The following is a 19112-nucleotide window of genomic DNA, read 5'->3' on the forward strand; positions in this document are numbered from 1 at the left end:
GAAAGCGAAAGGAATGTGAAGAAGCGTCAGCGGTCGCCTTTGTCCCCGGATGCTTACCTTGCAGCTTCAATTTCGGGCATCCGGGGACAACAGCGATCGTAACATCCTTTCGCATTCGCAGCGGCCTGCACGTAGCATAACGCCTGAACTGATAGTTCATTTTATATCATCATCCCCCACCTAAAAGGAGCCAAAACAATGAAACAATACCTAAAAATTGATGAATGGTCCATTATCGAAGAGTCCTTTGATCCGCAGACCCAGGAGATTTCCGAAAGCGTATTTAGTATCGGGAACGGATACATGGGCGGCAGAGCCAACTTCGAGGAGCAATACAGCGGACCCAGCCTGCAAGGCAGCTACATGGCCGGAGTCTATTATCCTGACAAGACACGGGTCGGCTGGTGGAAGAACGGGTACCCGGAGTATTTTGCCAAAGTGCTCAACAGCACCAACTGGATCGGAATTAACATCGAGCTGGACGGAACCCCGCTGGATCTGGCTGCCTGCACAGTTACAGAGTTCCGCCGGGTACTCAATATGAAGGAAGGCACCCTCTCCCGCAGCTTCACCGCAACCACCCAGGACGGCAAAGAAGTCAAGGTAGAGAGCATCCGGATCGTCAGCATGGTCCGTCATGAGATCGGGGCGATCCGCTATTCGCTCACTCCGCTCAATTTCGCAGGGAATATTACCGTAACCCCCTACCTGGACGGCGATATCAAGAACAAGGATTCCAACTATGACGAGAAGTTCTGGAACGAGGTGGAGAAGAAGGCCGGACCAGAAGGCGGACATTTGACCCTGAAGACCAAAAAGCTTGATTTCCATGTCACCTCCGCCTTCGTCTTCGACATTCTGCTGAATGGGGAGCCGGTTGCGGCCGAACCAGAGGTGCTGGAGCAGGACAAATATGTGGGCAGTACAGTGAATGTTCCGGTACAATCCGGCGATCAGCTGGTTATTTATAAGTATGCTGCGAATGTTACCTCCCGCAATTACGGGCTGGGACAGCTCGTGGATGCCGCCGGGTCGGCACTGCAAAGTGCGCGGGAGGCGGGGTTTGTGGCGCTTTTGACCGAACAGGCTGCGGCTTGGGGCGACAAGTGGAAAGAGAGCGACATTATTATTGAGGGCGATGTGTCGGCGCAGCAGGCGATCCGGTTCAATATTTTCCAGCTGAATCAGACGTATACGGGCGAGGATGACCGGCTCAACATCGGACCGAAGGGCTTCACCGGGGAAAAATACGGCGGCAGCACCTACTGGGATACGGAAGCTTATTGTGTGCCGTTCTATCTCAGTACCGCCGACTCCGCGATTGCCCGCAATCTGCTGATCTACCGCTACAAGCACCTGGAGAAGGCCAAGGAGAACGCCCGCAAGCTCGGCTACCGCAAAGGCGCGCTCTACCCGATGGTCACGATGAACGGTGAGGAGTGTCACAACGAGTGGGAGATTACGTTCGAGGAGATTCACCGCAACGGCGCGATTGCCTATGCCATCTATAACTATGTGAATTATACCGGCGACAAGGCTTATCTGGGCCAATACGGCCTGGAGGTGCTGGTGGAGATTGCGCGCTTCTGGGAGGAGCGTGTGAACTATGTGGCGCATAAGGACAAATACGTGATGCTGGGCGTCACCGGCCCGAATGAATACGAGAATAACGTCAATAACAACTGGTACACGAACCGGATGGCCGCCTGGACGATGGAATACACGCTTGAGGCTCTGGCCTATGTGCAGGAGAATGAGGGTTCGCGTTACGCTGAGCTGGCCGACAAGTTAGAGCTGCTGGAGAGCGAAACGGCCAAGTGGAGTGAGATTATCGCCAAAATGTACTATCCGGCTGACGAGGAACGCGGGATCTTCCTCCAGCAGGACGGCTTCCTCGACAAGGAGATCATTCAGGTCAAGGATGTGCTGCCGGAGAACCTGCCACTGAACCAGAAATGGTCATGGGACCGGATTCTGCGCTCCTGCTTCATCAAGCAGGCAGATGTGCTTCAGGGACTCTACTTCCTCGGCGACCGCTATGATCTGGAGACCAAGAAGCGCAACTTCGACTTTTACGAGCCGATCACCGTGCATGAGTCCTCCCTCTCCCCTTGCATCCATTCCATTCTGGCCAGTGAGCTGGGCTACACGGAGAAGGCGTATGAGATGTACCTGCGGACCTCACGCCTGGATCTCGACAATTACAATAACGATACGGAGGACGGCTGCCATACAACCAGCATGGCGGGTACATGGATGTCCGTTGTTCATGGCTTCGGCGGACTTCGCGTGCTGAATGACCGGCTGGTTCTAAACCCGTCTAACCCAGGACACTGGACCTCTTATTCCTTCAAAATCATGTTCCGCGGCTCGCGGCTGAAGGTCACCGTAACCGATGCACAGGTTACCGTCAGCAACGAAACCGAGGTTCCAGCCTCCCTCACCATTCACGGCAAGGAGTATACGGTGAACGGACTAGGCACTGTCAGTGCCGGGGGCGCTTCCGTCACGGTCTAAGCTTATCAGCCCCGAAGATATATGGCTTCTTCGGGGCTTTTTTGAAATTTATTATTGAAAATCGAATCAGCAGGAAAAAGCGGAGAGGAAATTCGGAAGTGTAGGAGCGATAGCGCCCGCCTTTGTCGCCGGATTTCTACCGCGATCAGCGGTTTAATCAGGAAATCTGGGGACAACAGCGGCCGGAACTCCAAATTTTCTCGGAGCTGAGACTGCCGCTGATCCCATTTTCCGGTCAAATATTTCAAATATCACTCAAAGGAGCCCCCCCAATGAAAAGAACCTTTTGGAAAGAAGCTGTAGTCTACCAGATCTACCCTCGCAGCTTCCAGGACAGCAACGGAGACGGGGTCGGAGACCTGCAAGGGATCATCTCCCGGCTGGATTATCTGCAGAAGCTGGGCGTCGATGTCGTCTGGCTGTCGCCGGTCTACAAATCGCCGAACGATGACAACGGGTATGACATCAGCGACTATGAAGATATCATGGACGAATTCGGCACACTGAAGGACTGGGAGGAGTTGCTCGCCGGTCTGCATGAACGCGGCATGAAGCTGATGATGGACCTTGTGATCAACCATTCCTCGGACGAGCACGCCTGGTTCGCAGAATCCCGTTCCTCCAAGGATAATCCCTACCGCGATTATTACATCTGGCGTCCGGGCGGACCGGAGGGCGCGCTGCCGAACAACTGGAGCTCCATCTTCAGCGGCCCGGCCTGGGAGCAGGATGAGGCCACCGGCGAATATTATCTGCACCTGTTCTCGCGCAAGCAGCCGGATCTGAACTGGGAGAACCCGCAGCTGCGGGAGGCGCTCTACAAGATGATGGCCTTCTGGCTGGATAAAGGCGTGGACGGACTGCGGATGGATGTCATTAACCTGATTTCCAAGGTGGAAGGCCTGCCTTCCGTCCAGCATGAGGACCTGGCCCTGGGTGAGCTTGCTGGCGGTGGCGAATACTATATGAACGGCCCCCGGGTCCATGAGTATCTGCAGGAGATGAACCGTGAGGTTCTCTCCAAATATGACGTAATGACCGTCGGAGAGACGCCGGGAGCCACGGTAGAGGATGCCATTCTCTATACAGACGAAGACCGCCATGAGCTGCAGATGGTGTTCCAGTTCGAGCATATGGACGTAGATTCCGGCCAGGGCGGCAAGTGGAATGTGGTTCCGTGGACGCTGAAGGGTCTGCGCGATATTTTGCATAAATGGCAGGTCGGTCTGGCAGACAAAGGCTGGAACAGCCTCTATCTTAACAATCACGATCAGCCGCGGATGGTATCCCGGTTCGGGGATGACGGCAAGTACCGCGTACAATCGGCCAAAATGCTGGCTACCCTGCTGCACACGCTCAAAGGCACGCCCTACATCTATCAGGGTGAGGAAATCGGCATGACCAACGTGAAATTCCCTGTGCTGGAAGACTACAAGGACATCGAGATCCTCAATATGTACCGGGAAAAGGTGACCGAAGGCGGCGCGGATCACGATACCATTCTGCAGGCGATTCATACCAAAGGCCGCGATAATGCCCGTACCCCGATGCAGTGGGACGCTTCAGCGAATGCCGGATTTACCACCGGAACCCCGTGGCTGAAGCTCAATCCACGCTATACGGAGATCAATGTGGAGCAGGCGCTGGCTGATGCGGACTCGGTATTTTACTATTATCAGGAATTGATTCGACTGCGCAAGCAGCATCCGATTATGGTCTACGGCGATTATGAGCTGCTGCTGCCGGAGCATGAATATATCTATGCCTATACCCGCACCCTGGAAGGCGAGAAGTGGCTGATCCTGCTGAACTTCAGTGATGCACCGCAGACCGTTGATCTGCCGGACGAGCTGAATGCGGTCACCGGAACGATCATCGGCAATTATTCAGAGGAGCCTGCAGCCATGGACCGCAGTACCCTCCGCCCTTACGAGGCCAGAGTCTGCCGGATCGGTTAGCGTTACGAAGGCTGACAAACCCCTTCAAATGTGACATCATAGGTGGATAGAACGCAGGCGGAACCTGTCATTAATGAGCAGAGAATAACAGGAACATCTGTGCGGTGGCATGTTAGGATGAACTCAGAAGGAGATGGGGATCTTGGAATGGCTGATCCAAATGAAGAATGCACTGGACTATATGGAGCTGAAAATGACTGAAACGCTGCGCATCGAGGAAGTGGCTGAGGTGGCCTTTGTCTCACCGTTCCACTTCCAGCGCATGTTCAGCATGCTGACCGGCTTCACCGTGGCCGACTATATCCGCAAACGCAGATTGACGCTGGCCGCCCAGGAACTGGCCGTATCCAAGGTCCGTGTACTGGATGTGGCGCTGAAATACGGATATGACTCGCCAGAGTCCTTCGCCAAGGCGTTCCGCAAAGCCCATGGGATTACCCCTTCAGCAGCGCGTAAGTCTGGCGTCCAGCTCAAAGCCTTCCCCCGCATCTCGTTCCATCTATCATTGAAGGGAGATCAGGACATGGACTACAAAATCGTGGATAAACCAGCTTTTACCGTTATCGGCAAATCAATGGAGGTAACTACCCGTGACGGGGAGAATTTCCGCAGAATCCCGCAGTTCTGGGACGAATGTAATGAGGACGGCACTTCCGATAAGCTGATCGAGCTTGCGTCTTCCCGCGAATGGCTTGGTATCTGTATGTGTATGGATATGGAGAAGGAAATGCTGACCTACTGGATCGGAGTGGAAGGAACGCCGGAGACGGATGCACAAGGGTATGAGACAGCAATCGTGCCGGCCGCCAGCTGGGCGGTCTTCCGGTCAGAGGGTGCTTTGCCGCATGCGATTCAAGGGGTTTGGCAGCGGATCTATCAGGAATGGTTCCCCGGAACCGGCTACGAGCATACCGGCGGACCTGAGATCGAGCTATACCCGCCAGGTGATACGTCAGCTGAGGATTATGTCTGTGAAGTATGGATTCCGGTGATGAAGAAATAAGAGCAGGGCTGAACTTTAGGAACGGCTTCACTGTCTGCATGGACGGTGGAGCTGTTTTTTTTGTTTTGAGATTCTTCCCAAGCTTGGTATAATAAACAGATTATAGTTTTCTTAATCTAGTATATTCTCATCCGAGATCGGTGAAGGAGATATTCATGTCTATCGTAAAAATCTTTTCAGACAGCACTTCCGATTTGCCGCAAGGCTGGAAGGACACATATGATATCGGCATTGTGCCATTATATGTTGTTTTTGACAACGGTACCTTCAAGGACGGGGTAGAAATCACCCCTGAAGAGGTCTACCGCCGGGTTGCTGCGGGCGGTGCCCTGCCTAAGACGGCTGCGCCTTCCCCTGCTGATTTCATCGCCGCGTTCCAGCCCGCGATCAGCAGCGGCCATGATATTGTCTATATCAGTCTGTCCTCTTCTTTATCTTCTACATATCAGAATGCACTGCTGGCAGCGGGTGAATTCCCGGAGGGCCGGGTGCATGTCGTAGATTCTGAGACCTTATGCGGCGGAATCGCGCTGCTGGTCATGAAGGCTGCCCGTGCCGCAGCCAAAGGCGAGAGCGCTGCCAACATCGCAGCAATGATTACCGAAGCCCGTAACCGGGTGGAATCGGAATTCGTGGTCGATACGCTGGACTACTTATACATGGGCGGCCGCTGCTCAGGGATGCAGAACTTCATCGGCAGCCTGCTGAAGATCCGTCCGGTTCTCCGTCTGGTGGACGGAGCCATTGTCCCCGTTGCCCGCATCCGCGGCAAGAAGGAGAAAGCGGTAGAGCAGATGCTCCACCATGCGCTGGCCAATGCTGCCGATATGGACAAGGAGTTGCTCATTATTGCTCACACGCTGGCAGAAGAGGATGCCAAGATTCTGGAGACCGCGCTGCGCGCGCAGACCGGCGTTGAGGAAATCGCCGTCATTCATGCCGGCTGTGTCATCGGGAGTCACTGCGGACCTGCTACGGTGGGTCTCATGTATATGCGTTAGAGTGGGTGGGCCCACGTGCCTCCGCGCCGCACATTGTGGTCGGTTTTTCGATTACATTGTGCCAACAAGAAACAGCAAGTCTCCTGCCGGGGGCCTGCTGTTTTTCTTTTGCATAGGTTTGTATTAAGTTGTTGTATCGGGATTTAACGGGCGAAGCTTCGCCTCAGCAGCATCTGCAACTAGCGTGTAGAATTCAGGGAATCTCGGGTCCTCGGCACTCTTGATTTCTTCAAAGGTACGAATATATAACCCTTGAGAAGCGACAGAGGTCAGGATATCCCCCAGCGTCCAGCTCCGCACCACCACTTGTCCTAGGCCGGAGCGCTCCTCTTCAGGAAGCAGCTTGGCGAATGCAACTTCACTTTCTCTAAGCGAATCGTCGAAATAATTGCCGGTGGGATGTTGAAGCGTCTCAGTGGTCAGCCATGCCCTGGCGAACGGGTGGAAGTCGGTCAGTAATAACCTTCCGCCTGCCTTAAGCCGTCTGCGGACCAAGGCAAACACCGCATTCAAATCAGTGAAATAATGCAAAATCCCAAACTCCATCAGCACCACATCGAACGTTCCCAAGGCTTCTTCTTCGGGGATATTCATGACGTCTGCACAGAGGTAATTCAGCTTCACCCCCGCTGCCTCCGCTACTTCACAGGCGTATAAGCGGTTCTCTTCCGAAATATCCACGACGGTGACCTCTGCCCCCAGCAAAGCGAAGCAAATAGCCTTCCTGCCGTGAGAGCCAAGCAGATTCAGCACCTTCAAGCCTGACGGATCGCCCGTGTACTTGAGCCAATACCGCAGCGTATGTGCGGAGTCCTGCTGCAGTCGTACTGCAAGTTCCTCAGGTGAACCATGGTACTGTGTCCAAGCCTGATAGGCTTTTGTCTCCCAAGCCGCCTTATTCGTACGTGACATCTGCTCTTGCATGTTACTCCCCCTTATAAGAAGAATTTGGAAATGGCACTTTCTGAATTTACTATACTCCGCTTATAATGCAACAAGCAGAAATCCAATTATTTGCGAAGCCCATGCGATAAAGTGGATACAACGAACAGAAATAACCCGTTCCCACTGTATCTTGGGAACGGGTTGTCTGGCTCGATAGTTGAGAACACAAGTAAGCTTCCGCCCCCGGCTCCGGTTAACCCTCAGGAGAGTAACTCCGGCTCCAGCTCCGCCTCTTCCTTCATAAAAGGCAGCATGAACCGGAAGATCGATCCCCGGTCCTCCTCGCTCTCCACGAAGATCGTTCCGCCCATCAGCTCTACGAGCTGCTTGCAGATGGCAAGACCCAGTCCGGTCCCGCCATATTTGCGGTTAATGGACGGATGCAGCTGGGAGAAGGACTGGAAGAGCAGATTCAGCTTGCTGTCGGCAATGCCTACGCCGGTATCGCGGACCGAGAACTCCAGCAGATATTCCGGTGAGGCGGGCAGCGGAATGTTTTTGACGGACAAGGTGACACTGCCCCGATCGGTGAATTTCAGCGCGTTGCCGACCAGATTGACGATAATCTGGCGCAGCCTGCTCGGATCGGTCGTGACGATGTCCGGCACACTGGTATCTGCCCACCAACGCAAGGAGAGCTTCTTCTCCTCCGCCTTCGGAGTGAACAGATCAATGACGCCCTCAATCATCTCGCGCAGATCGAAGCGTTCGGATTGCAGCGGCATCTTGCCGGCCTCCATCTTGCTGAAATCGAGGATGTCATTGAGAATCTGCAGCAGGCTGTAGCTGCTGCTGCGCAGAATCTCGGCGTAACTGCGCTGCTCCTCCGCAAGCTCGGTCTCCAGCAGCAGGTCGGCCATACCAATCATTCCGTTCATCGGCGTGCGGATCTCATGGCTCATCATCGCCAGGAAATCCGACTTCGCCTGTGCGGCCCGCTCTGCCGATTCCTTGGCGCGGAGAATCTCCCGCTCGTTCGTAATATCGCTGAAGGAAATGACCACACCGCAGATCATGCCTCTGTCCAGCAGCGGCGCGATCCGGTAATTCACGAAGAAGCTGGTTCCATCTTTGCGCCAGAAGACTTCATCCGCCTTACTGCGGGTAACTCCGTCTTGCAGGGTAAGCGTGATAGGGCACTCCAGCGGAGAATGGCGGGGCGCGCCTCCATGCATGTAATGGATCATCTCCATCATTGGCAGCCCGCTCAGCTCTGAAGGTTCATAGCCCAGCATTTCCGCCCCTTCTCGGTTAATGAAGATGGTCCGGCCCAGCGTGTCCAGACCGAAGATTCCGGCAGAGACCGAATTGAGAATCAGGCTAAGCCGTTTGTCCTCAGCCATCTCGAAGACGAATTCAGCCTGCGGTAGCTCATCGTCATCCTTCGTGGCGGCCACTTCATCCGCATAAGCAGAATTCCCGTCTCCTGCCTGCACCTTCCGCTCAGCGCCTGCCGCATGGCTGCTGCTCATGCTGACCCAGCTATGCAGCAGACTAGAAAGCGGACGGTTCCCGGGATCATGGAGGATAGCGAATAAACCAGCAATGCCTTCGTCTGTGTGAAGCGGCACATAACGTACAGTAACACCAGCACTTACCACACCCTCAACCCCGCCAGCACCGCCGCCCGTCCCTTCATGTCCTTCCGCTGTTTCCGCGTCCAGCTCGAAGCTCGATGTAATCCCGGCCAGGGCAGATGCGAAATATGCCTCGCCGGGCGGATGCATCCGGCATTCTTTCAGTCTGCCTGCCTCCTCAGCAGTTAATATCCGGTTACTGTCCCTGTACCGGCCCTGCCTGTCCAGCACAATGATGAAGTCCGGATGATGATCGAACAACGCTCTATAAGCACTTTCGCCTGACAGCGCGTTGTCCAGAATAGAAGCCCAGTCTTTAAGCATAGCCCACCTCCTCCGCTGCTCCTTCAACCCTGCTATAGTTAGCGTCCGAAGACTGCAGAAACGCTCTGATTATGTAGAATTCTCTGAATTAGTTACTATTATAGCAAAAAAAACGTTAGCGGTCGCCAGAAAAACATAGCAATGGGGCTGCCTGCACAACGACAGAAACAGTGCAAGTCCTGTAGAAGGACCGCACTGTTCACTGCATTTCTAAGAGAATATCAGCTTCGATTCCAGCGACTTCAACTTACATCCTTATGCTCGATATTGCGGATGGAGAGGTAAGCAACCGCTGCCCCAGCCAGGGCCAGGCTAACCGAGATCCCGAGCAGGTCACCCATGCGGAAGCTTCCGTTCCCGAAGCCGGAGGAGATCAGCATCACGATCAGGACGGCGGAGACAATTGTAGCCGGCACCGATTTGCGGCGCATCCCGAAGTATAACGGAATCAGTCCGATACCGGCCGCGTAGAGCGCATCCATTCCGGCTTGCATAAAGTAGGTCATGACCAGATCCATCGTCAGCGTTCCCTGAATGAGGTCAGGCAGGAAATAACCAACACCTGCGAGAATACCGCTGATCACTATATTAGACAGCCAAATAGTAAGGAAGGTGAACAGAAAGACAATAATCAGCTTGGCCGCCATGAGCATTTTACGCGGTACCGGATACATGAACAGCACTGTAATTGTATTATTCTTATACTCGTCGATGACCAGCTTGCTGATTAGAACGGAGGCGAAGATAATATAGGTCGCTTTTACAAAAACAGATACCCCTTGAAACAAATCGCCATACGTCCCGAAGTCTCCTTCATCCATGCCCGTAAAAGCAATGAGAATCATGAAGCCCAGAATGGCCAAATTTGCAATCAGCACACCCTTAAGAAAAGTGAATTTACTCTTGCGCAGCTCCAGCCGGATTAACTTAAGCATGGTTAACGCCCCCCATCAGTTCCATGAAATGATCCTCCAGCGAATGATGCTTCTTGCTCATACTCTCCAGCTCCACCTCTCCTGCGGACAGGGCCCGGCTCAGCTCAAGCTGCGGGATGTCCTCATAGACACGAATGGTCCGCGGGTCAAGCACCTTGTAATTGCGGAGGCCCAGCTTCCCCTCCAGAATGAAGACAGCCTTCGTGCACTCGCTAGTCACCAGCTCTATATACTGGGTTTGCTGACTCCGGATGGTATCCATTGCCACCTGCTCCACCAGCACCCCTTCACGAATTACGCCAATCGTGTCGGCAATCTGCTCGATTTCACCCAGAATGTGGCTGGAGATCAGCAGGGTCATGCCATAATCACGGCTCAGCATACGGAATACCTCGCGCAGCTCCTTGATTCCAAGCGGGTCCAGCCCGTTGATCGGTTCATCGAGGATCAGCAGCTCCGGCTTGGTCATGACCGCTCTGGCAATGCCCAGCCGCTGCTTCATCCCCAGGGAGAAATTCTTCACCGGCTTGCTGTCCACCCCTCTCAGCTTCACCAATTCGAGTGCTTCCTCTATCGCGTTGGTATCATAAAAGCCCATATACTCCCCATGCAGCGCCAGATTCTCGCGGGCACTCAGCTTGTCGTAAAACACCGGGTATTCAATAATGCTGCCCATGCGCTTCAGCATGTCGTAAGAGCGGTGGGTCATCTTTTCCCCGGCAAATTCAATCTCGCCCGTCGTCGGCTTCACCAGATTCGTGATCATTTTCATCACCGTTGTTTTGCCGGCGCCGTTCGGTCCCAGGAATCCGTAAATTTCACCCTGCTTAATCTCCATATTCACACTGCTCACAATTTCCTTATCCTCATAGACCTTGGTCAATTCCCATGTCCGGAGTATCGTTGTCATTTTCCGTTATCCCCTTTAGCCTCTTCTTGTTCTTCCTGGTATTTATTCTACAGGGCGGAATTTGCTTTTTTCTTACTGAAATCTTACTTAATTCTTAAGAAGCTTCAGAAGGACTGTCTGGGAAAAGAGAGCCTAAACGCCGTACGCACATACGGCTGGCTGCTCAGGGAAATGGTGCCGTTCATCTGCTCGGTCAGCCGCTTCGTAATCGTCAGCCCCAGGCCGCTGCCCTGATAGTCGCGGTTGCGCGAATCCTCCAGGGTGTACAGCCGCTCGAACACCTGGTCCTCGTGGCCTTCGGCAATGCCTTTGCCCCGGTCCCACACTTCTATGCATACCCGTCCGTCGTCCGGGTAGAGCTTCAGCCCCAGCACTCCCCCTGCATTACCGTAGGTAATAGCATTGGAGAGCAGATTCGTCAGAATCCGGTCCAGCGCCTCATCGTTGCCCATGATATGAAGCAGCTCTTCCGGGATCTCGATCTGCACATCCGTGCCGCTCTCACTAAGCAGATCATAGAAGGCCAGAATATTCCGGCGGCAGATTTCGCCCAGCTCCACCCGCGAGAGCGGGATATCCCGGTCCCCCGACTCCAGCTTCGCCAGATCGAAGAACCGGTTCATCAGGGCAATGACCTCACCGGCCTTGGTATGGATCGTCCGCAGCATACGTTCCTGCTCTTCCTTGGATACCATCTCATCATGCAGCAGCGTCTCAATATAGCCCAGCACCACCGTCAGCGGCGTCTTCAGATCATGCGACACATTCGCCAGCATTCCGCGCATGGATTGCTCCAGCTTGCTCCGCTTGGCCGCTCCCTGATGATTGACATCCAGCAGCCGGTTCAGATCGGTCAGGAGCTGCTGCACCTGCGGACTGCTGCTCATCAGCAGCAGCCGCTCATGCGATCCGCCTTCTATGATGCTCTCCAGTTTATGGTGAATGTAGTCCAACTGGCGGGCATGCTGCCGTGATTTCAGGAACTGCAGCGTAGTGACCACAAGCAACAGCACAAGCAGAACCAGCAACAGGATGATCACAGCAGCACATCCCCCAGCTTGTAGCCGATCCCCCACAGCGTCTTGATATACTCTGGATGGGAGGGGTCATCCTCGATTTTCTCGCGCAATCTGCGCATATGTACATTAATTACATTCTCATCGCCAAAATAATCCTCATCCCAGACATGGCTGTAGATCTGCGCCTTGGTGTATACCCGGCCCGGACTGCTCACGAACAGCTTCAGAATGTGGAACTCCTTGGCGGTCAGCTTCAGCTCTTGTCCGTTCTTCCGCACGGAGAAATTATCCAGGTCCACACTCAGTCCGCGTAGCTCTATACCCTTCGGCTTCTCTGCCTGCGACTCCCCGCTGCCCTGCGCTCCGCTCCCGGCAGCAGCCTGGCTTCCAGATGCAGCATACCCCGCGCGGCGGATCGCTGCCTTCACCCGGGCCGCCAGCTCAATCATCGAGAATGGCTTGGTAATATAATCATCCGCGCCGAAGCCCAGCCCCAGCGCCTTATCCACATCGCTGTCCTTCGCCGACATGATCAGCACCGGCACAAGGCTGCCGCTGCGGATAATCTGCAGCACATCTGTGCCGCTACGCTTCGGAAGCATCAGATCCAGCAGCACCAGATCGTAAGCATGACCGCCCATGAACTTGCTCACCGCCACATCCCCGTCATATGCGATCTCCACCTCATAGCCCTCTTTGGTCAGATAAGAATGGACCATTTCGCTGATCGCTTCATCATCCTCGATCAGCAGCACCCTCTGTTGCATAATGAACCTCCCGTAATCATCTATGTTTACCTTCTATTTGAAATTATACCCTCTGTCCGTGCCGGGTTCTAGTCATATCATACAGTCTATGGATTCTATGAACCTGACAGGCCGTGGTCCAGTTCCTCCTATCGCTGGACAGCATGGAAGATGCAGACTGGGAGGCTCCGCTGGAGGCCGGAAAATGGTCCCTGAAGGATGTTCTCTGCCACATCATGCTGTGGGACAAATACTTTTATGTGGAGGCTCTGGTCAAAATCAAAGAGGGCCTGCCGCTGACAGCCGCGCATATGGACTTCAATGCATTCAATGCCAATGCGGTTCTATACGCCAGGACAGTGACCCGGCAGGAAGCCATCCGCCTATTCGTCCTGTACCGGACCAAGATTATAGAAGTTGCAGCCTCATTAAGCGATACGGCTCTTGAACAGAATCATCGGGATGGAGACGGCAAAAAATTCAGCATCTGCAAGTATCTGAGAGATTTCATCTCACACGACAAGCATCACAAGAAGCAGATAGAGAAGTATGCAGCAGCGGTTGCGGCCACTAAAGCATAAAACTGCGGCCCCGTCTGTCCACTGAAATCAGGATAGATGGAGCCGCAGCTTTTTATCATTCTTTTGGATATAAAGGATGCTTAATTCATACTGAATTCTACGCTGCTCATGAGACTTCATTAGGTACCGGATATCCGTCCCCCGCTCAGCCACATCCCTGATTCCCCTGCGCCTAAGCTTGGTCTCCCCATCCGTATGCAGGTATACTTTGAGGTCATACAGCCTATTGCCCGGCAGCATACCTCTCCACTTCAAGAGAAGCCAGCAGCAGCGGCGCTACACCCATAGGTACATCCGATACAACCGCTTCGGAAATGTAGTAATCGTAGGAGCCGTTGCGGTCTTTGCTGAGCCCTGCCCCGTGGCAGATCTTGTGCAGATGAACGCCTTGTTCATCTTCGGTAACCAGATGCTTAAGGATTCCCTCGTAGCCTCGAAGCATCGCCGCCTTGAAGGAAGGCTCCAGATAACGCAGCCGCAGGGCTTTGGCCATCGCATAGACGAACATGCAGGAGCCTGTCGCTTCGAGGTAATTGCCTTTGCGTCCCGCCTGATCCAGCACCTGATACCAGAGGCCGCTCTCCTGATCCTGCACCTCAACCAGCGCACCGCACATCCGTTGAAAAATCCCCATCACCGTTCCCCGCTTCGGATGGGTCAGCGGGAAGTGCTCCAGACAGTCCACAGCGGCCATCGCGTACCACCCCATAGCCCGGCTCCAGAAATGTGCGGACAATCCGGTGGAGGAATCCGCCCACTCCTGCTCCCCGGATTCATCCCAGCCGTGATAGAACAGGCCGGTACGCGGATCACGGGTTCTGCGCTCAATCAGCAGCAGCTGACGGGCGGCTTCATCGATCAGCTCCGGACGCCCGAAGACCGCCCCGTATTCGGCCAGGAACGGCGAAGCCATGTATAATCCGTCCAGCCACATCTGGAAGGGATATATTTTCTTATGCCAGAAGCCGCCTTCGGAGGTCCGCGGCTGTCCGATGAGCTGCGCTGCCAGCAGATGGGCGGCTTCCGCGTAGCGCTGCTCACCCGTCTGACGGTACAGCCAGAACAGATTCTTGCCCTGGTTGATCTGATCCAGGTTATATTCCTCCAGCGAATAGGAGCGGATGACCCCGTCCTCCCCGATGAAGCTGTCCATATGCCGCTGCATGAAGGAGAGGTACTCAGGCTCGCTATGCTGCACCCCGGCCCGGGCCACTGACATCAGCAGCATGCCGGGGACATACGCCCAGCGCTCCATTACATACTCGTGCTCCCCTTGTTCATTGCATTGACCGATGAAGGTATCCGCAATTCTGCGGGATAAGCCTGTGCTTACTGCTTCTGATATAGACATCTCTATTCCTCCTGTCGTCTACGCTACCTGTTACCCTACTCCTGCGGACCGGCAAGCTGCTTAAGCAGCCAGGCATACGCCGGTTCCCCATGAATCTCATGACCCCCTGTGAAAAAATCCGCCGCAAGCCGCCCGCCATGGCCCTCTGCCGCATAGATTTGCTCCAGCCGGTCCAGCGCCTGCCTCGCGGCGGCGGGACCAAACAGCGGATCAGCGTCCCCTACCTCCAGGAACAGCCCGCGCGGAGCAATCAGGCCCAGCAGATCCGGCATCTCTGCTTCCAGCAGAATGCCCGGAATATAATTATCCAGACAATGATGCCGGGTGAGAATGCTGGCTGCGAACGTATTGGCGTAGCCGCTGACCACCGCACTGCTGATCCGTTCATCCAGTGCAGCCGTGAAGCCCGCCACCAGCCCGCCGCCGGAGATGCCCATAATACCGATCCGCTCCCCGTCAACCTCTTCCCGCTCCTGAAGATAATCCAGCGCCCGCATCGTCTCATAGATGCGATAGCCTGCCATCGTCTGCCCTGTCATCAGCAGCGCCGCGGACAGGCGGAAGCAGGAATTCTGTCCAGGCTCGCCGCTGGCAAGATCCTCAGCCAGACGCCTGTCTCCGAATCCGAGTACCTCGGGAGCCGCAACAACGAAGCCTTGCTTCACCAGGGAGACGGCAAAATCCTTATGCAGACCCGGGTCCCCCGTCCGCTCCGACCCGTCTGAATTCAAGCCGGTGATCTCGCGGCTGCCGTAGCCATGCCCGTGAATAGCCAGCACAGCCGGGCAGGGCGTTGACAGCGGCTGCTCCGGGAGCAAAAGATACATAGCCATTCGCAGTCCTTCATAGGTGGTAATCTCGACCCGTTCGCGGATATATCCGCTGCAGACTGTCCGCTCCAGCTGTACCGGTTCTAGCGCCGCCCTCTGAGCGGGAAATCTGCCCAGCCGCTCTATGAACCCGGCGGTAAGAGAAGCCCGCCATTGTCCGAATGGAAGCTCTGCGCTGAAGGCAGAGCTTCGCGGTGCAGCAGCCGTCAGTTGATTGATATATTGTTCAAGTGATTCCATCAGGGAAATCCTCCAATCCTGTTAATGGGTATGGGTGAACCGCGGTCCAAGCGATTAATAGCCCTCAGGATGCCAGCCGTCCAGCACAGACAGAATCCGGTACTGTGCGGCTTCCTCCGCAGTTAACTGGCGTGACCACACCACCCGGCCTTCCGGGCAAGCGCCCGGGCCGCTGCTGCCATACTCTTCATAGCGGCTGGTCTGCTCCCGGTCCGGCTGCCCCCAGTTATGCCAGCCTTCGCCGGTCACCGAGCCGTCCATCACCGTGCGGATGAAGGCGACATGGGCGGGGCTTCGCGGGCGACCGTAACCTTTTCCTCATAGATCCCGGGCTTAATCTGTATGGTTACGGCTTGCATCTCCCCCGGCGGAATGGAATCCAGCGCCCCCTGCAGACTGCTGAATCCTTCTCCGGCATTCTTCGAGACTATAATTAACATGGACGGCTCCTTTCAAGGCAACCTGAATGTATTCTATAATAACCGTAACGGCTTGCAGGAGAAGAGGAGATGTATGAACAGCGTATCTGGCCCTAATCCCAAATATTATCTTGAAGACGGGCGCTTCAGCATCCAGCATATGAAGCGCAAAGGCATCACTGCGATGCCGCGCCCCCACAGCCATGAACAGACTGAGCTGTATTATCTGACGGACGGGGAGCGTGTATATTTTGTGGACGACCGGGTGGTTACGGTTCATAAAGGCGAACTGATTCTGATTCCCAGCCGCGAGCTCCATTCCACAGCAAGCTCCGAGAAGGCCGAGTTCGAGCGGATTCTGATCAACTATGACCCGCTGCTGCTGCCTCCGGCACTGAGGGATGAGCAGCAGTGGTTCCAGAACCACCGCTACCGCTTGTTCAGGCTGACCCTGCGCGAGCAGAATGAAGCGGAGTCCCTGCTGAACCGCATGCAGGAGGAATCCCGCATCCGGCGGCCCTTCTACGAAGCCTGTGTCACCGCGCTATTGACCGAGCTGATGATTCTGCTCCAGCGTTCGGAGAGCACGGCCCAGGCCGGCGGCACCCGCCATCCGCTGCACCATCTGGTAACCGAGGTCGCCACCTATATCCGTGCCCATTATCGGGAAGCGCTTACGCTGGAGGAGACCGCTAAGGACTTTTTCATCAGCCCCTCCTATTTGAGCCGGGTATTTCATCGCCTGACCGGCTTTCATTTCCGGGAATATATCGTCCATATCCGGGTCCGCGAGGCCCGGCGTCTGCTGGCCGGAACCCCCGCCAGAATCCAGGAGATTGCAGGAGCAGTCGGCTTCGAGCATCTGTCCCATTTCAATAAAACTTTCAAAAAATCAACCGGCCTGACCCCGCTCCAGTACCGTAAGGAAGCGGGGGCGCAGCCTGCACCGGAGTCCGGAGGGTAGTATCCGGTCCGCCCCGTACCTCTGCTTAATGCTCTGTGATGGCCAGCTCTCCTGAACGGAGAAGCTCAACATCACTGCACTTATGCATCTGTACCTGCGGCTCCTCCTGCGTCTGCAGCCTGATCCGGTCCAGCTTCAACCTGCGGCATGGCGCAGGATGATGCCCCGCCTGCACTGGCATACATTCCGATAGGTAAGCATAACCAATTATAGTTCGTATAAGTTTAATTTTCTTGCGCTTTCTATGTTCTTTTTCCTGTTTTTTATACTTCCTTGTCCTGCAAACAGAAACAGCGACAGCAGGGGACGGATAACATCCCTTACTGTCGCTGCACTATGGAAGTAGAATTCACTCTCGTTGTAGTTCGCTGAAATGAATGAATCAGATTGTTTTAATCAAGCGTCTTAGCATACTCTCTTAACTGTTCAGGCTCACTTGTGTGATACACCATTTGTTCATGATCAAAAATCACAATTACGGGCCGTTTTGCTTCCAGTCCCAGTAATTCCAGCCACTTCAGCTTCTTCTCCTCTGTATGCACAGTCACATGCGGGATATGCTCCACAAGCGCAGGCTCGGAATTAAGCACCTCATTTACTTCATCATCCCAATCCCGTGAATTGGAGAACATATGCAAGTGGAGTACATTCTCTTCCTTGGACACTAGCTGATCAATGACATCTGCTTTCGTAGGGCCGCAGCCAGCAATCAATAAGAATACTGCAACCAGCAAGAACAGCCTATGCCAATGCTTAAGCATGCAATTCCCCCTCCCTATTCCATCTACATACCCATATATTACTACAACGATTCTGCCTTACTTCCTCACATAGAGCGAATAGGTCTCTGGAGCGGCAAAATTTAATTTCTCCGCCAATCGTTATTAATTATACGCGGTGCAGCTTACGGTACCGGGATGGCGTTAATCCCAGCTTCGCCGAGAACACCCGGCTCAGATAGAAGCCGTTCTCGTAACCGCACTGCTGGGCGATCAGTTCAATGGGCAGTTTGGAATCCTCCAAGAGCTGGCAGGCCCGTCTGAGCCGGAGTCCGGTTACGAAGTCTGAGGGGGCTGTTCCATAGGCCGCTCTGAAACGCCGCGTTAATTGTACCGGTGTAATGTTAAGGACACCTGCCAGCTCCTGTAGAGTCATGGGGGTGCAAGCATGCTCCAGCAGCCATTGCCGTGCCTGCTGCATCTGCGGACCCGGATTTGTCTCACCGGAGTGTACTTCTTCGGCCGCGCTGCTGCGCTCGATTTCAAGCAACCTCCAGAGATCCTCCACCATATGCTTCATCCGGCTATAGCCTGGCTCCTCCTGAATCCCTCTACCGATACTCCGCATATAGCGGTAGGTAGATTTCAAACGCTCCACATCCCGGACAGTCCATTGGCCTCCAAGCGTTGCGGCGTCCTCCGGTCCCTCCTCTTCCTCCCATACGAATTGTATGAAATGAAAGGTCAACGGACTAAGCGTTCTCCGGTAAAAGGTTGCCCCCGGCGGACATACAATAATGTCCCCGAACCCGCCCTCCCCTTCGTGGTCTCCGAAGCGGTAAGCGAATTGTCCCTGCTCAACCGCAAATAAGGTCCACACGGGATAGGTGTCGTGCTCCAGCAGGAACTGTTTTTTCTGCTCCCAATAGATGTGGGCTGCCGGACGAACCGACCAATTCATGCGCATGTCTGACTCTCCTTAGGTTGCATTATCATTTGAAATAAAGTATATAGATCAAGAAATTATATGCATTTCATTTGATTATCGATTATTTTATCATGAAACTACGGAT

The 19112-nt window shown here is 54.4% G+C and carries 19 protein-coding genes and 1 pseudogene; 6 read left to right on the forward strand and 14 right to left on the reverse strand.

Annotated elements, in window-relative coordinates:
- Positions 1-198: 198 nt before the first annotated feature.
- The 4 genes from ACFSX3_RS02020 (at position 199) to ACFSX3_RS02035 (ending at position 6479) form a co-directional block, all read left to right on the forward strand.
- On the forward strand, positions 199-2517 hold the full coding sequence (locus ACFSX3_RS02020; RefSeq protein ID WP_209991346.1) for a glycoside hydrolase family 65 protein: 2319 nt from the start codon (positions 199-201) through the stop codon (positions 2515-2517).
- Positions 2518-2789: 272 nt separating this feature from the next.
- Positions 2790-4475 carry a glycoside hydrolase family 13 protein gene (locus ACFSX3_RS02025; RefSeq protein ID WP_209991349.1) on the forward strand — a complete coding sequence of 562 codons (1686 nt, stop codon included), beginning with the start codon at positions 2790-2792 and terminating at the stop codon, positions 4473-4475.
- Positions 4476-4617: 142 nt separating this feature from the next.
- Positions 4618-5478: an AraC family transcriptional regulator gene (locus ACFSX3_RS02030; RefSeq protein ID WP_209991350.1), complete on the forward strand. Its 861-nt coding sequence runs from the start codon at positions 4618-4620 to the stop codon at positions 5476-5478.
- Between the two features lie 155 nt (positions 5479-5633).
- On the forward strand, positions 5634-6479 hold the full coding sequence (locus ACFSX3_RS02035; RefSeq protein ID WP_209991353.1) for a DegV family protein: 846 nt from the start codon (positions 5634-5636) through the stop codon (positions 6477-6479).
- A gap of 123 nt (positions 6480-6602) precedes the next feature.
- Here ACFSX3_RS02035 and ACFSX3_RS02040 read toward each other — a convergent pair whose 3' ends face one another.
- The 6 genes from ACFSX3_RS02040 to ACFSX3_RS02065 form a co-directional block, all read right to left on the reverse strand.
- On the reverse strand, positions 6603-7403 hold the full coding sequence (locus tag ACFSX3_RS02040) for a class I SAM-dependent methyltransferase (protein ID WP_209991355.1): 801 nt from the start codon (positions 7401-7403) through the stop codon (positions 6603-6605).
- Positions 7404-7624: 221 nt separating this feature from the next.
- The gene (locus tag ACFSX3_RS02045) at positions 7625-9325 is read right to left on the reverse strand and encodes a PAS domain-containing sensor histidine kinase (RefSeq protein ID WP_209991357.1); all 1701 of its coding nucleotides are present in this window, start codon (positions 9323-9325) and stop codon (positions 7625-7627) included.
- Positions 9326-9567: 242 nt separating this feature from the next.
- A complete protein-coding gene (locus ACFSX3_RS02050) occupies positions 9568-10260 on the reverse strand; it encodes an ABC transporter permease (protein WP_209991359.1) in 693 nt (230 codons plus the stop codon).
- Positions 10253-11170 (reverse strand): ABC transporter ATP-binding protein, encoded by a 918-nt coding sequence (locus ACFSX3_RS02055; protein ID WP_209991361.1) that lies wholly within the window; start codon positions 11168-11170, stop codon positions 10253-10255. The genes ACFSX3_RS02050 and ACFSX3_RS02055 overlap by 8 nt, the downstream gene beginning before the upstream one ends.
- A 104-nt stretch (positions 11171-11274) precedes the next feature.
- The gene (locus ACFSX3_RS02060; RefSeq protein ID WP_209991362.1) at positions 11275-12210 is read right to left on the reverse strand and encodes a sensor histidine kinase; all 936 of its coding nucleotides are present in this window, start codon (positions 12208-12210) and stop codon (positions 11275-11277) included.
- Positions 12207-12956, reverse strand: a complete 750-nt coding sequence (locus tag ACFSX3_RS02065; protein WP_339223504.1) for a response regulator transcription factor — start codon at positions 12954-12956, stop codon at positions 12207-12209. The genes ACFSX3_RS02060 and ACFSX3_RS02065 overlap by 4 nt, the downstream gene beginning before the upstream one ends.
- Before the next feature lie 143 nt (positions 12957-13099).
- Here ACFSX3_RS02065 and ACFSX3_RS02070 point away from each other — a divergent pair, with 143 nt between their 5' ends.
- Positions 13100-13516 (forward strand): DinB family protein, encoded by a 417-nt coding sequence (locus ACFSX3_RS02070; RefSeq protein WP_209991364.1) that lies wholly within the window; start codon positions 13100-13102, stop codon positions 13514-13516.
- Positions 13517-13543: 27 nt separating this feature from the next.
- Here ACFSX3_RS02070 and ACFSX3_RS02075 read toward each other — a convergent pair.
- The 5 genes and pseudogenes from ACFSX3_RS02075 to ACFSX3_RS02095 form a co-directional block, all read right to left on the reverse strand.
- A pseudogene (locus ACFSX3_RS02075) lies at positions 13544-13738 on the reverse strand (hypothetical protein); the annotation flags it as partial.
- Position 13739: 1 nt separating this feature from the next.
- Entirely contained in the window at positions 13740-14867 is a 1128-nt protein-coding gene (locus ACFSX3_RS02080; RefSeq protein WP_209991367.1) for a glycoside hydrolase family 88/105 protein, read from the reverse strand.
- Positions 14868-14902: 35 nt separating this feature from the next.
- Positions 14903-15937 (reverse strand): dienelactone hydrolase family protein, encoded by a 1035-nt coding sequence (locus tag ACFSX3_RS02085; protein ID WP_209991369.1) that lies wholly within the window; start codon positions 15935-15937, stop codon positions 14903-14905.
- Positions 15938-15991: 54 nt separating this feature from the next.
- Positions 15992-16186: a hypothetical protein gene (locus ACFSX3_RS02090; protein ID WP_379312551.1), complete on the reverse strand. Its 195-nt coding sequence runs from the start codon at positions 16184-16186 to the stop codon at positions 15992-15994.
- A gap of 11 nt (positions 16187-16197) precedes the next feature.
- Positions 16198-16377, reverse strand: coding sequence for a pectinesterase family protein (locus ACFSX3_RS02095; RefSeq protein WP_209991371.1), 180 nt, complete (start codon positions 16375-16377; stop codon positions 16198-16200).
- Between the two features lie 73 nt (positions 16378-16450).
- On the opposite strand from ACFSX3_RS02095, the gene ACFSX3_RS02100 reads away from it, so the two are divergent.
- Positions 16451-17320: a helix-turn-helix domain-containing protein gene (locus ACFSX3_RS02100; RefSeq protein WP_209991373.1), complete on the forward strand. Its 870-nt coding sequence runs from the start codon at positions 16451-16453 to the stop codon at positions 17318-17320.
- 25 nt (positions 17321-17345) lie between these two features.
- On the opposite strand, the gene ACFSX3_RS02105 is transcribed toward ACFSX3_RS02100, so the two are convergent.
- The 3 genes from ACFSX3_RS02105 to ACFSX3_RS02115 all read right to left on the reverse strand — a co-directional run bounded on the left by ACFSX3_RS02105 (position 17346) and on the right by ACFSX3_RS02115 (position 19006).
- On the reverse strand, positions 17346-17501 hold the full coding sequence (locus ACFSX3_RS02105; RefSeq protein ID WP_339223499.1) for a hypothetical protein: 156 nt from the start codon (positions 17499-17501) through the stop codon (positions 17346-17348).
- A 211-nt stretch (positions 17502-17712) separates the two neighbouring features.
- Positions 17713-18081 carry a hypothetical protein gene (locus ACFSX3_RS02110; protein WP_209991376.1) on the reverse strand — a complete coding sequence of 123 codons (369 nt, stop codon included), beginning with the start codon at positions 18079-18081 and terminating at the stop codon, positions 17713-17715.
- 127 nt (positions 18082-18208) lie between these two features.
- On the reverse strand, positions 18209-19006 hold the full coding sequence (locus ACFSX3_RS02115; protein WP_209991378.1) for an AraC family transcriptional regulator: 798 nt from the start codon (positions 19004-19006) through the stop codon (positions 18209-18211).
- Between the last annotated feature and the right edge of the window lie 106 nt (positions 19007-19112).

This window comes from Paenibacillus rhizoplanae, assembly GCF_042684125.1.
In the GTDB taxonomy this organism is placed as follows: domain Bacteria; phylum Bacillota; class Bacilli; order Paenibacillales; family Paenibacillaceae; genus Paenibacillus_AQ; species Paenibacillus_AQ rhizoplanae.